At 66.9% G+C, this 12,879-nt stretch carries 12 protein-coding genes and 1 pseudogene; 9 read left to right on the forward strand and 4 right to left on the reverse strand.

Features of this window, described 5'->3' with window-relative positions:
- Nucleotides 1–147 precede the first annotated feature (147 nt).
- Nucleotides 148–384 carry a hypothetical protein gene (locus ACERIM_RS18590; RefSeq protein WP_373633746.1) on the reverse strand — a complete coding sequence of 79 codons (237 nt, stop codon included), beginning with the start codon at nucleotides 382–384 and terminating at the stop codon, nucleotides 148–150.
- 107 nt (nucleotides 385–491) lie between these two features.
- A complete protein-coding gene (locus ACERIM_RS18595; protein ID WP_373633747.1) occupies nucleotides 492–1,364 on the reverse strand; it encodes a UbiA family prenyltransferase in 873 nt (290 codons plus the stop codon).
- Between the two features lie 286 nt (nucleotides 1,365–1,650).
- On the opposite strand from ACERIM_RS18595, the gene sucC reads away from it, so the two are divergent.
- Nucleotides 1,651–2,802 (forward strand): ADP-forming succinate--CoA ligase subunit beta, encoded by a 1,152-nt coding sequence (sucC, locus tag ACERIM_RS18600; RefSeq protein WP_006179352.1) that lies wholly within the window; start codon nucleotides 1,651–1,653, stop codon nucleotides 2,800–2,802.
- Nucleotides 2,799–3,671 carry a succinate--CoA ligase subunit alpha gene (gene sucD / locus ACERIM_RS18605; RefSeq protein ID WP_006179351.1) on the forward strand — a complete coding sequence of 291 codons (873 nt, stop codon included), beginning with the start codon at nucleotides 2,799–2,801 and terminating at the stop codon, nucleotides 3,669–3,671. Before sucC ends, sucD begins: the two co-directional genes overlap by 4 nt.
- A 380-nt stretch (nucleotides 3,672–4,051) precedes the next feature.
- On the opposite strand, the gene ACERIM_RS18610 is transcribed toward sucD, so the two are convergent.
- Entirely contained in the window at nucleotides 4,052–5,107 is a 1,056-nt protein-coding gene (locus ACERIM_RS18610; RefSeq protein WP_373633748.1) for a hypothetical protein, read from the reverse strand.
- Nucleotides 5,108–5,329: 222 nt separating this feature from the next.
- Here ACERIM_RS18610 and ACERIM_RS18615 point away from each other — a divergent pair.
- Together ACERIM_RS18615 and ACERIM_RS18620 are read left to right on the forward strand one after the other, a co-directional pair.
- Nucleotides 5,330–5,677: pseudogene (locus tag ACERIM_RS18615) on the forward strand (RuBisCO large subunit C-terminal-like domain-containing protein); the annotation flags it as partial.
- A 115-nt stretch (nucleotides 5,678–5,792) separates the two neighbouring features.
- Nucleotides 5,793–6,290, forward strand: coding sequence for a hypothetical protein (locus tag ACERIM_RS18620; RefSeq protein ID WP_015298876.1), 498 nt, complete (start codon nucleotides 5,793–5,795; stop codon nucleotides 6,288–6,290).
- 59 nt (nucleotides 6,291–6,349) lie between these two features.
- On the opposite strand, the gene ACERIM_RS18625 is transcribed toward ACERIM_RS18620, so the two are convergent.
- The gene (locus tag ACERIM_RS18625; protein ID WP_373633749.1) at nucleotides 6,350–7,249 is read right to left on the reverse strand and encodes a haloalkane dehalogenase; all 900 of its coding nucleotides are present in this window, start codon (nucleotides 7,247–7,249) and stop codon (nucleotides 6,350–6,352) included.
- Between the two features lie 214 nt (nucleotides 7,250–7,463).
- Between ACERIM_RS18625 and ACERIM_RS18630 the strand changes: the two genes are divergently transcribed.
- From ACERIM_RS18630 to bioD, 5 genes are all read left to right on the forward strand, one after another.
- Nucleotides 7,464–8,438, forward strand: coding sequence for a hypothetical protein (locus tag ACERIM_RS18630; protein WP_373633750.1), 975 nt, complete (start codon nucleotides 7,464–7,466; stop codon nucleotides 8,436–8,438).
- Between the two features lie 184 nt (nucleotides 8,439–8,622).
- Nucleotides 8,623–9,726, forward strand: a complete 1,104-nt coding sequence (bioB, locus tag ACERIM_RS18635; protein ID WP_373633751.1) for a biotin synthase BioB — start codon at nucleotides 8,623–8,625, stop codon at nucleotides 9,724–9,726.
- Nucleotides 9,727–9,756: 30 nt separating this feature from the next.
- On the forward strand, nucleotides 9,757–10,815 hold the full coding sequence (locus tag ACERIM_RS18640) for a transcriptional regulator (RefSeq protein ID WP_373633752.1): 1,059 nt from the start codon (nucleotides 9,757–9,759) through the stop codon (nucleotides 10,813–10,815).
- Between the two features lie 152 nt (nucleotides 10,816–10,967).
- A complete protein-coding gene (locus tag ACERIM_RS18645; RefSeq protein ID WP_373633753.1) occupies nucleotides 10,968–12,191 on the forward strand; it encodes an aminotransferase class I/II-fold pyridoxal phosphate-dependent enzyme in 1,224 nt (407 codons plus the stop codon).
- Nucleotides 12,188–12,874 carry a dethiobiotin synthase gene (bioD, locus tag ACERIM_RS18650; protein WP_373633754.1) on the forward strand — a complete coding sequence of 229 codons (687 nt, stop codon included), beginning with the start codon at nucleotides 12,188–12,190 and terminating at the stop codon, nucleotides 12,872–12,874. The genes ACERIM_RS18645 and bioD overlap by 4 nt, the downstream gene beginning before the upstream one ends.
- Nucleotides 12,875–12,879 lie beyond the last annotated feature (5 nt).

The raw sequence follows: 12,879 nt of genomic DNA on the forward strand, positions 1-12,879 counted from the left end.
GTAGTTCGTCGGCGTGTTAATACCTTCGGTGAAGCGTGGGAAATCAAGTAATGGCAGGACTCGTGGATTGACGCACTATGCCTATCGCTTGACCTCCGCCTGAAGACGGAGGTATGCGCTACCGGTCTGTATCAGGGGTCGAACGCGTTACTGATCGGTGTTCGCGAGTCCCGAGACCGGGGACGCGCCCGCGACGATCACCCCGGTCGAGAGGATCGCGGCCGAGAGGACGACGAAGTCCGCGCCCGGCGAGTAGCCGGCCAGTCCGGCGCCCGCCTGGACGATGAACACGGTGACGAAGAAACTGAGGACGGCGAAGAGGAGCATGACCAACGCCGTGATGATACTTGCGGCTAAGATGCCGAACGAATCGAGTACACCCATTTCTTTTCCTGCAAGTCACGACAGCCGAATAAACGTTGGGACGTAGGTCGAGGGGCTGTCGATCCGGCCGGGACAGGCATGGTGCCCCCTCGACCGGCGCGAGGCGGTCACCAGACCAGCCACTCGAGGGCGAGGACGACGGCCGCGAGGAAGACGTGTTCGCCGTCGACGACGAAGCCGTAGTAGAGGGGGCCCCGATCGGGCGTCGCGAAGGGGATGTAGGCACAGACGTAGGCGTTCATCGCGAGGACCGCGAGGAACTCGCCGGGGACGACGCCGCTGACGACGCCGCCGACGACCGCCGCCGCGACGGCTGCGGTCGCCAGCAGCGACAGTTGGCGCGTCCGGGCTGGTCCGAACAGGTTCGGTACTGTCGGGATCCCTTCCGCGCGGTCGCCCTCGATGTCTTTCACATCGAAGACCACCGCGGCGATCGTGATCATGACGGTCACGTAGGTGGCCAGAAACAGGATCTCGGGGGCGAACACCCGTCCGTAGTAGTAGCCGACGCCCAGCGGGATCGCACCCCAGGCGAACCCGACGACGAGGTTCTTCACGAGGAAGACCTGCTTGATTCCGCCGACGGAGTACAACAGGACGACCGCGAGCGGAAGAACCAGATAGTGTGCGCCCGAGAGCCCGAGCGCGATGGCAACCGCGACCGCGACGATGTAGAGGCCGACCCCGATCGGCAGCCAGTACCGGCCGTACCGCTTCGTAAACGCCGCACGCCGCGGGACGTTTTGCTCGTCCTCCGCGAGGTCGGTAAACCGGTTGACCGTGTAGACGAACATCGTCGCCGCGAAGACGATGAAGACCGGCAGCGCCTCGAGGGGCAGGTCCGCGAGCCGCGTCGTCGTCACGACGACGCTGACCGTCGCCAGCGAGATAAAGAGGTTACTGTGGACCAGGAATCGGGCCACGGCGGCGAGCGACGACGCCCAGCTCGAGGGACGCCGGGTCGCGGTGGGATTCGTCACAGCGGTGTTCGTCTCGACCGTTAGAAGAGCCGAGGGTTGAATGCTGTGCCAAGGGCGTGCCGGCCGGCGGGTTGAAAATCGACCAGTCGTGCCGAGGCTTCGGGTCGGAGTTCGAACGTGTCCCCCCGTAGACGGTCAGTTCAGTTGAGAACCCACACAAAGAAGGGGACTGAAACGACGGTCGGGGGAATCCGGCGGCAGTGTCGTTAATGCACGTCGATGGATCACCCGTGGCGAGTGGAAACTGGCAGGATTTAAGCAAGGCCGGAACGGCCGTTCGAATGGTATGAAATTACACGAGTACCAGGCGAAGCAGGTCTTCGCCGATGCCGGGGTACCGACGCCGGACTCGCAGCTCGCGTCCGACGTCGACGGCGTCGTCGCCGCGGCCGAGGAGATCGGCTATCCAGTCGCGGTCAAGGCGCAAGTACAGGTCGGCGGCCGGGGGAAGGCCGGCGGAATCAAACTCGCCGAGGACGAGGACGAGGCCCGCGAGGCCGCCGAGTCTATCCTCGGGATGGACCTGAAGGGCTATCACGTGGACCGGGTCCTCGTCGAGGAAGCGGTCGACTTCGTGAACGAACTCTACGTCGGGATCACGATGGACCGCGGCGAGGGCAAACCCGTCGCGATGGTCTCGACCAAGGGCGGGGTCAACATCGAAGAGGTCGCCGAGGAGGACCCCGAGGCGATCGCCCGCGAACACATCGACCCCGCGTTCGGGATGCATCCCTACCAGGCCCGCAAGGCCGTCTACGACGCCGGCGTCGACCAGTCGATCGCGCGCGACGTCTCGAGCGTCCTGACGACGCTGTACGAACTCTGGGACGAGAAAGACGGCGCCGACGCCGAGATCAACCCGCTGATGGTCACCAGCGATAACGAGGTCATCGCGGCCGACGCCGTGATGAACATCGACGAGGACGCGCTGTTCCGCCAGCCCGAACTCGCCGAGATGGAAGAGGAAGCGGCCGGCGGCGACGAACTCGAGCAGAAGGCCGACGAGTACGGCTTCGACTACGTCCGGCTGGACGGCAACGTCGGCATCATCGGCAACGGTGCCGGGCTCGTGATGACGACGCTGGATCTGGTCGACTACTACGGCGGCGAGCCCGCTAACTTCCTCGACGTGGGTGGCGGCGCGAAGGCCGCCCGCATCGCGAACGCGCTCGATATGGTCTTCTCCGACGACAACGTCGATTCGGTCGTCTTCAACATCTTCGGCGGCATCACGCGCGGCGACGAGGTCGCCCGCGGGATCAACGAGGCCCTAGAGCAGTTCGACGAGATCCCCAAGCCGGTCGTCGTCCGACTGGCCGGCACCAACTGGGAGGAAGGCATGGAGATTCTGAACGAGGACCTCGTGACGGTCGATCAGACCCTCGAGGGCGCGGTCCAGCGTGCTGTCGAATACGCTGACGAGGTGAACGAACAATGAGCGTACTAGTCGACGACGACACGCGCGTCGTGGTACAGGGCATCACCGGCGGGGAAGGGAAGTTCCACGCCGAACAGATGATGGAGTACGGCACCAACGTCGTCGCCGGCGCGGTCCCCGGCAAGGGCGGGCAGGAGGCCGCCGGCGTCCCGGTCTACGACACGGTCCACGAAGCGGTCGAGGAGGAAAACGCCGACACCTCGGTCATCTTCGTCCCGCCGGCGTTCGCCGGCGACGCCGTCTTCGAATCGCTCGACGCCGATCTCGACCTCGCGGTCGCGATCACGGAGGGCATCCCGACCCAGGACATGGCGCGAGTCAACAAGCGCCTCTCCGAGACCGACACCCGTCTCATCGGGCCGAACTGTCCCGGCCTCATCACGCCCGGCGAGGCCAAACTCGGCATCCTGCCGGGGAACATCTTCTCCGAGGGTAATGTCGGTCTGGTCTCCCGCTCGGGGACCCTGACCTACCAGGTCGTCGACAGCCTGACCAACCGCGGCATCGGCCAGACCACCGCCATCGGCATCGGCGGCGACCCGATCATCGGCACCGACTTCGTCGACGCCCTCGAGCTGTTCGAGAACGATCCCGACACCGACGCCATCGTCATGTGCGGTGAGATCGGCGGGGAAGACGAGGAGGAAGCGGCCGCGTTCATCGGCGAGAACGTCGACACGCCGGTCGCCGGCTTCATCGCCGGCCGCACCGCACCCCCGGGCAAGCGGATGGGCCACGCCGGCGCGATCGTCTCCGGCTCCGGCACCGGGACCGCCGAGAGCAAGATTTCGGCGCTCAACGACGCCGGCGTCCCCGTCGGTGACACCCCCGAGGAAGTCGCCGACCACATCGAAGGCTTCCTCGACTAACGCCGTCGGCCCCCGCGTCGGTCCGTGACCGGCGTGGCGGCTCTCTCTTTGCGTTCTTCTCTTCGTGTCGCGATCGACCGGCTCGAGCGTCGACTGCAGTCGAATTCCTGCAATAGCTTCAGACTGATGGGGCCCGCAGTCACGGCTATGCCGGTCTGGATCGAATGCGACGACTGCGGCCTCGAAGGGACGATCCCCGAGCGAGACGTCGTACCCGGCGGCGGGACGCGCTGCCCGTCGTGTGGCGAGCGGACGTTTTCGGTTCGACGGTCCGGACTCGACTGGCATCCCGATCCGTGACGGTCGGTTCGCTCGAGGCCGGCTTCCGATCCGAAAAAGTGGCCGCCGGATTGTGCGGGCGAAGCGACAGCAGCGAGCGATCAGAACAACCCGTTCAGCGCCGACCGGAGCCGGGAGAGCGGTCCGCTCGAGCCGTCGGAATCCGTCGTCGATCCGTCGTCCTCGGCCGTGGATTCGTCGGCGTCGTCCGTCGGACCGTCGCCCTCGTTCGCGGCGGTATCCCGGTCGTCGGTCCCGAGAGAGGGGATCGCGTCGGGCACATCGTCGGCGCGGGTCGCGGTCCCCTCGAGGCCGTCCGCGAGGTCGGGGTCGGCACCGTTCTCGGCGTCGCTCTCGCTCGTGGCGGTATTGGCGCCAGCGTCCTCGAGGGGGGCCTCGGTCTCGGTGTCCGCCGGCGATACCGCGACGTCGTCGTCCGAACTCGCGTCGTCTGTCCCGGGAGCCGAGTCACCCTCGGACGACGGTTCGGATCCGATGGACATCGTGGCGTCGGGCTCGTCCTCGATGCACGTGTCCGTCTCCGGAGCGGTCGACGCATCGTCGAACTCGAGGGCCGTGTCTGCCCCGGTCTCGGACTCGTCCGCCGCGCCGTCGGCAGCTCCCGGTTCGGCCGCGTCGTCGGGTTCGGACGCGGCCCCCCTATCGTCGACCGCATCGCCGAAGACGTCGTCGAGGTCCGTCCCGCCGGCTTCCCAGGCCGGTGTCGACTCCGCATCCGACGCCGACTGGGAACCAGCAGTCGCCGTCGACCCCTCCGAACCATCGGGATCGACCCAGTGGAACTCGCCCTCGCCGTCGGTCGAGCGGCCGGTCAGCAGGAGGTCCGTGAGTTCGTCGTCGTCGGCCAGCAGCGCGTCGTCGACCGTCTCCGTCTCCGGCTCGGGGTCGTTCGCGCTCGCGATGATGTCGTCCGGACTCTCGTCGGCGAGGATGTCGTCGGTCCCACCCACGTCGGCGTCGTCTCGGAGTTGATCGAAGACATCCGCCGCCGTCCGGTCCTCGGCGGCGTCGATTCCGGACGCGTGTTCGTCGCCTGACTCGGCTGCCGCCTCGAGGTCTCCGAGGTAGTCGTCGGCGTTCGAGCCCGCCTCGAACGCGCCTTCGCCCGGAGTGATGTCCGTCGTACTATCGTACATACGCTCGCTCTCTATCAATGGATTATCACGCGACTTTAATTTTTGGAATTTTTTCAGTCACGGCGGACGATATTGCTGTCTGATTACTCTACTGGCCGTCGGGAGCGTCTGACGGAAACGGGGTGGACAATCGTCCAGTGAAACGCCAGTTCGGGATCTGGTTCGAAGAATCAGGAGTTCGGAGTGATCGACGTGGATTCGGCCGTCCCTTCGCCGTCGGCGAACATCCACACCGGCACTGCAGGGCTGGGGAAACTCGCGAACGAGGACACGCCGGGGATCAACGAGTGGCTCACGGATGACTGTCACGACCTGCGGCCGGTCCTGCCGGACGCTTCCGGTGGGCTCCATCCCGGCGTCGTCGATCAACTGCTCGAGGCGCTGGGGACCGACATCATCGTCCAGGCCGGCGGCGTTCACGGGCACCCCGACGGTACCCACGCGGGCGCGAAAGCGCTCCGCCAATCCGTCGAGGCGTCGATGGCCGGCACGACTCTCGAGGACTACGCCGAGGACCACCCCGAACTGGCGACGGCCCTCGAGAAGTGGGGATCGGAGACGCCGCGATAGCGGTTCGACCCTGATCGACGGGGCCTGTTCGATGGTTGGCTATGTTTCGTCATAAAACTAGACATTTGTCTAGAAATCAGGAAAATTATTATGGGTGTAGTTTCGACTGGTTTTCATGGCTTATAGACGATCACGGCGCGGTGGGGTTCTCTCACCGGTCACCGTTCTCACGACGGTGACGGCCGCGCTGATCGCCGGCGTGGCTCTCGGTGGCGTGTTACACGCGACCGGGAACCTTCGAACGGTCGCCGCCGTCTACGGACTCGAGGGGGTCGTCAACGAGTGGACGCTCGTGTTCGGTCACAGCGTCCTCGCCGCCGGGCCGTTCGTCGCGCTCGTGAACCGCCTGCGGATGGGACGGCGCGTTCCGCGTCCGCTCGCGGAGAGCTATCGGAACCCGTTCCTCTGTGCCTGCCTGGGGACTGCGTACGGCGTCGTGCTGTGGGTCGCCATCATCGCCTACGGAGCGCCGTTCGTGTTCGGACTCGTTACCGCGACCGCGTCTCCGGTTCCGCACCGACACTGGGGTGCGTTCTACGCACTGCTGGTGTTCGGAGCGGTCTGCGGTGCGTGGTATCCGCTGCTCCGGGAGTTCTTCGAAGACCGCCAGTAGTCGTCGGCCGTCGGGTCGGACCCGGTTTCGCGTGGTCGGCCCCCGGTTCGGTGGCCGGATCAGGTCCGGTCGACGAAGTCGACGATGCGGTCGGCGATCTCCTCGCCAGCGTCTTCCTGCAGGAAGTGCGCCGCCTCGTCGATCCAGACGTCGGGCTGGTCGCTCGCGGTCGGGAGCAGCCCGCGTAGCGGATCGCGGTTGTCGGCGGTGATCGGGTCTTCCTTCGCGAACAGGACGAACGCGGGTTTCTCCCACGCCGCGAGTCGGTCCCGTGCGTCGGCGAACAGATCGGCGCCGGGATCGTCGGGCGACTGCGGGACGAGGCCGGGGAACGTTCGCGCGCCGGCCATGTATCGCTCGTCGGGAAACGGCGCGCGGTAGGCGTCGATCACGTCCTCGGAGAGGTCTCGATAGCAGCCGTTCGCGACCAGTTCGCCGATATCGAGGTCCTCGGCGGTGGCGACCATCTCGGCGAAGGCGTGCCAGGTGTCGGTCATCTCCTGGGTCCCGTCGGGGAGGCCGGTGTTCATCGGTACGAGACGGGCGAAGCGCTCGGGCTCGTCGGCCGCGAGCGCGAGTCCGAGCAGGCCGCCCCAGTCCTGACAGACCAGCGTGATATTCGTCAACTCGAGTTCCTCGACGAACGTCCGGAGCGCGTCGTAGTGCATCTCGACGGTGTAGTCGTCGCGGTCCTCGTACCGGTCCGAGCGGCCACAGCCGATCAGGTCGGGGACGACGACGCGGCCGCGCTCGGCCAGCGTCGGCATCATCTTGCGGTAGAGAAACGACCACGTCGGCTCGCCGTGCAGACAGAGGAACGTCTCCTCGGCGTCGTCGCCGCCCTCGCTGCCGCCCGTTTCCACGTACGCCATGTCCAACTCGCCGACGTCGACGTACTGGGGCTCGTAGTCGAAATCCGGTACGTCCTCGAAGTGTTCCTCCGAGATACTAACAACCATACCGCATGTCACCATGCAGCACTATACAAAAGTTGGGAAATCGATGTGAACGCTGCGGTCGCTGTTGCGCTCGGACACCGTCATCGATCCGACGCGGGTCGTCCCGTCGGAGCGGGACCGATCGGTCATCGACTGACCCCTGGCCGCGACGACGCCCCGAAACCACTGCCGAATACCGACAAAACACTTACCAGTTCCGTCTGCAGGAACGGTCATGCGCCGCCCGCGCCGTTCCCTCCTCGCTGCGATCGGTAGCATGGCACTCGCCGGCTGTCTCGCCGGTGACGACGAGTCGCCCGCGAACGACTCGAGTCCGGACGACGACCTCACGCCGCTTCCGGACGACGACCGGACGCTCCCACCGTCGGGAACCGATCCCAACGGCTATCCCGACTACGACGTCGATCGGCTCGTCGCGTTCGACGAGATCGACCCCGGGGAGACCGCGATCTACCTCGAGCCGTCGGCCGCGTCGATCACCGAGTCCGAGCGACTGACGTTCACGCTGTTCAACGAGTCGAGCGGCGAGTTCTCGTACAACCCGTACGCGTGGCAACTCCACAAACGCGTCGACGGCCGCTGGCACTACGTCGCACCACGAGGGATAAACGAGCCGGCACACACCCTCGAACCGGGCGACAACTTCGCCTGGGACCTCAGCGTCGATAACGATGGGATCGAGGACGGGCGATCGATCGGCGGCCACGGCGTCGCCGAGCCAGATCCGATCGCCGGTCTCGGTGGCGGCGAGTACGTCTTCGGCACCGACGTGGACTTCGACGACGGCCCCGCCGACGGGTCGGTCGGGTTCTGTGCCCGATTCGACCTCGAGACCGACTCCCTGTCGCTGACGACGACGGACGCGATCACGAGCGTCGGGTGGGCGGGCGACGTCATCGTTGCGAGTTCGGACCGTGTGGCTCCCGAGGACGACGACACACGACTGGGTGCGTACGAACTCGTCCGGACGGACGACGACGTGGAGGGAACCGAACTGATCAGGGAAACGCTCCTGCGGAACGATCAGTTACGGGACGCCATCGTGTTGGCCCGCGAGTACGACGCCGACCGGGTTCGACTCGAGGAGTACAACGCTGTGACGCCGATATTCGGAGTCGACGACACCCGTTACTACCACTACGACGGCGAGGCGTACGCGATCTCGGCCCGGGTCATTGACGACGACTGAGACGGGTTACTGTGGGTCGTTTCCGGCGCAACCGCCGCCCAGATCGCGGTTACGCCGGGAAATCGTTCCAGCAATCCGGACGAGCGGCCCACCGATCGGTCGCGTCGCTCCGAGGGGAGGGCGTACGTTTCACCCACGGTGAGAATCCACAATCATTATAGTCTCGTCAACCGCTATTCGAATCGTGGTTTACGAGACTGGCAACGAGACGGTCGACGACGCACTCGAGCGGGTCATGGCCGGCGAACGCCTCGATCGGACCGACGGGCTCGCGCTGATGGCCCAGCCGACCGACGCGCTCGCCGAGGCCGGTGCTGCCGTGCGGGATCACTTCGGTGACGGCACGGTCGACGCCTGCTCGATCGTCAACGCGAAGGCGGGCAACTGCGCGGAGGACTGTGGCTTCTGCGCGCAGTCGGTCCACTTCGACACCGGCATCGACACCTACGGCTTCCTCGGGCCCGAGAAGGTCCTCGAGGCCGCAAAGCGGGCCGAACGCGACGGTGCCCAGCGCTTCGGCATCGTCGTCGCCGAGAAGGGCGTCTCGAAGGAACACCGCCCTGAGGAGTGGGAGGAAGTCCTCGAGTCGATCCGCCTCGTCCGCGACGAGTGCGACCTCGAGGTCGACGCTTCCCTCGGGATACTCACCGAGGAAGAGGCCGCGATCCTCGCCGACGAGGGGATCAACCACTACAATCACAACATCGAGACCTCCCCGAACTACTTCCCCGAGATCGTCGATTCCCACAGTTTCGAGGATCGGGTCGAGACCCTCGAGGTCGCCAAGGAGGCCGGGATGGACCTCTGTGCGGGCGTGATCCTCGGGATGGGCGAGACGCCGACAGACCGCATCGAGGCCGCGATCGCCCTGCAGGACATCGGGATCTCCTCGCTGCCGGTCAACGTCCTCAACCCGGTCGCGGGGACGCCGCTGGCCGAGCAGGGGGTCGACATCACGACCGAAGAGATCGTCAAGACGGTCGCGGTCTACAAACTGCTTCACCCCGAGTCGCGGGTCCGCCTGACCGGCGGCCGCGAGGTCAACTTGGCACCCGACGAGCAGCACCTGCCGCTCGAGGCCGGCGCGGACGGCATCCTGACTGGCGACTACCTCACGACGGAGGGCCAGTCGCCCGGCGACGACATCGAGATCATCGAGCGTGCGGGACTCGAGCCCAACCGGGATACCAACGAGTTCGATCCCGAGGAAGTCAAGGCCCGCCACAGCGGGGCCGCCGACTCCTCGAGTGAAACGGCGAGTACGGGCGCGGAACCGAGCGACGACTAACGGCACGACGAATTCAGCACATCGACACCTATGGACGAAATTACGTTTGCGGTACTCGGAACCGGAGGCATCGGCCGACGAGCGCTCGAAGTGAGCCAGCAAAAGGACGCGCTGACCCCCGTCGCGGCATGTGACCGCCACGGCGTCGCCGTCGATTTCGACGGCCTCGACGTCGACGAACTGCTGGCGGCCACGGAGGGCAATATAGACAACGAAGTGGCGACGGACGGCGGCTCGGCCACAGCGACGGCCGAGGGCGGCGTCAAACAACACGGCGAGGACAAAGGCGTCGTCGCCTCGAGCCAGGCCCACCCCAGCGAGGACTCCATTCAGGAGATCATCGACCACGGCGATCGGATCGACGCCGTGTTGCTCGCGCTCCCGAACTACGAACACGACTTCATCCCGCGGACGGCCGACCGCTTCGCCGAGGGCGAGTATTCGGGCGTGATGATCGACGTCCTCAAGCGCTCGCGCGTGATCGACATGCTCGACGACCGCAGCGAGGCGTTCGAGGAGAACGGTATCACGTTCATCTGCGGCGCGGGCGCGACCCCCGGCCTGCTGACCGGCGCGGCCGCGCTGGCCGCCCAGTCGTTCGTCGAGGTCACCGACGTCGACATCCACTGGGGTGTCGGCCTCAAATCGGGGTACGAGGACAACCGCGGGACCGTCCGCGAGGACATCGCACACCTCCCCGAGTACGACATCGAGACCGCCCGCGACCTCTCCGACGCGGAGATCGAGGCCGTCATCGACGACCACGACGGCGTCATCGAGTTCGAGGACATGGAACACGCCGACGACGTCCTCCTCGAGCGTGCGGGCGTCTGTGACGCCGAAGACGTCACCGTCGGCGGGATCCTCGACGTGCGCAACGACGAGAAGCCGACGACGACGACGGTCCGCGTGACCGGTCGTACCTTCGACGGCGAGACGGCGACCAACACCTTCCAGTTGGGCGACGAGACGAGTATGGAGGCAAACGTCAACGGGCCCGCGCTGGGGTACCTGAAAGCGGGCGTCCGGCGTAATCGCGCCGGCGAGTACGGCGTCTTCGGCCCCGCAGATCTAATGCCCGGCTTCTGAACGCCGACGTTCGCTCCGACCGTTTTTATGAATGAGACGAGACGATTCCCGAGACTGCCGTGTATCAACCGGCTCGAGCCGTCCCCGAGCCGAACCAGGCGTCCGTTCCGAACCGTGAGAGTCAAATCGTGGCGCTGAGTCCATCTACCCGAATGGCCGACCGCGGGTTCGACCTCGAGGGGCGACTCGCCGCCCTCGAGGAACACGATCTGAAGCGCGCCCTCTCGCCCGTCGACCGGGTCGCCGAGCGCGGCTACTTCGCCGAGCCCTCGGGCGGCGACCTCCCGGTCCTCGACAGCGCGGAGGCGCTGGTCTTCGCCTCGAACAACTACCTGGGCCTGACCGACGACCAGCGGGTCCAGGACGCCGCCCGGCAGGCGGCCGCGACCGTCGGCACCGGTGCCGGTGCGAGCCGGCTCGTCACGGGCGACACGCTGGTTCACCGGGACCTGGAACGCCAGCTCGCAGAGACCAAAGGGACCGAGCGCGCGCTTGCCTTTTCCTCGGGGTATGCCGCCAACGTCGGCACGATCGCCGCCCTCGAGCCGGACGTCGTCTTCTCCGACGAGCTGAACCACGCCAGCATCATCGACGGCTGCCGGCTCGCCGACGCCGAGACGGTCGTCTACGACCACTGCGACGCCGCGGACCTGCGAGCGAAACTCGAGGAACGAGTCGAGCGTGCGACTCGCGAGGGCCGGGAACCGGCCGACGAGTCGTGGCTGATCGTCACCGATTCGGTGTTCAGCATGGACGGCACCGTCGCGCCGCTGTCGGCGATCTGTGACGCCGCCGAGGAGTACGGCGCGTGGGTGATGGTCGACGAGGCCCACGCGACCGGCCTCTACGCCGACGGCGGCGGCGTCGTCCAGGCCGAAGGACTCGAGGACCGCGTCCAGATCCAGCTGGGGACGCTCTCGAAGGCGCTGGCGAGCCAGGGCGGCTACGTCGCCGGCAGCTCGGCGCTGATCGAGTGCCTGCTAAACGACGCGCGGTCGTTCGTCTTCTCGACCGGCCTCGCGCCGCCGGCTGCCGCGGCGGCCAGCGAGGCGCTCCACGTCGCCCGTCACGGCGACGCGCGCGAGCGCCTCTGGGAGAACGTCGCCCACCTCCGGGACGGCCTCGAGTCGATGGGGTTCGAGGTCTGGGGCGACTCCCAGATTCTCCCCGTCGTCGTCGGCGACCGGCGGGACGCGATCGCCCTCGCCGACGGGGTCCGTGAACGCGATGTCGTCGCACCGGCGATTCGGCCGCCGACGGTCCCCGAGGGGACGAGCCGGATCCGCGTCGTTCCGATGGCTACACACGATCGAGACGACATCATCGCCTGCCTCGAGGCCTTTCAGGCCGCGGGCGAAGAGGTGGGGCTGCTATGAGTCGGCCACTCGCCGTCGTCGGCACCGGCACCGGCGTCGGAAAGACGGTCGTCACGGCCGGCCTCACCCGGCTGCTCCAGGAGGCGGGCCACGAGGCACGGGCGATCAAGCCCGCCCAGACCGGCCACCCGCCCGACGACGACGCCGAGTTCGTCGCCGCGGCCTGTGACGACCCCGATGCCGCCACCTGTCCGCGCTTTCTCGAGCCGGCGCTGGCCCCGCGAGTCGCGGCCGACGTCGCCGACGAGGACCTCGCATACGAGCCGATCCGCGAGGCCTGCGAGCGCGAAATCGAAGCGACGCCGGTCCCGATCGTCGAGGGGATCGGCGGGCTCCGGGTGCCGCTGGCCGGCGACAAGGAAGTGATCGACCTCGTCGACGACCTCGACGCGGCGGCGATCGTCGTCACGCGCTCGGGACTGGGCACGCTCAACCACACCGCGCTCTCGATCGACGCCCTCGAGGACCGGGGAATCGACGTCCGCGGCGTCGTCGTCAACGAGTACGCGGGCGAGACGCTCGCGGAGCGAACGAACCCCGACGAGCTAGCGCGGATGACCGGCCACGCGGTCGAGACGGTGCCGCCGCTCGGGGACGAAACCGCGACCCCGCAGGAACTCGCGGCCGGCGTCTGCGATGCGTTGTCACCGGCGTTTCGCGACCGGCTCCCCGTCGACGACTGATCGGG

The sequence above is a fragment of the Natrinema sp. H-ect1 genome (assembly GCF_041821105.1).
Taxonomy (GTDB): domain Archaea; phylum Halobacteriota; class Halobacteria; order Halobacteriales; family Natrialbaceae; genus Natrinema; species Natrinema thermotolerans.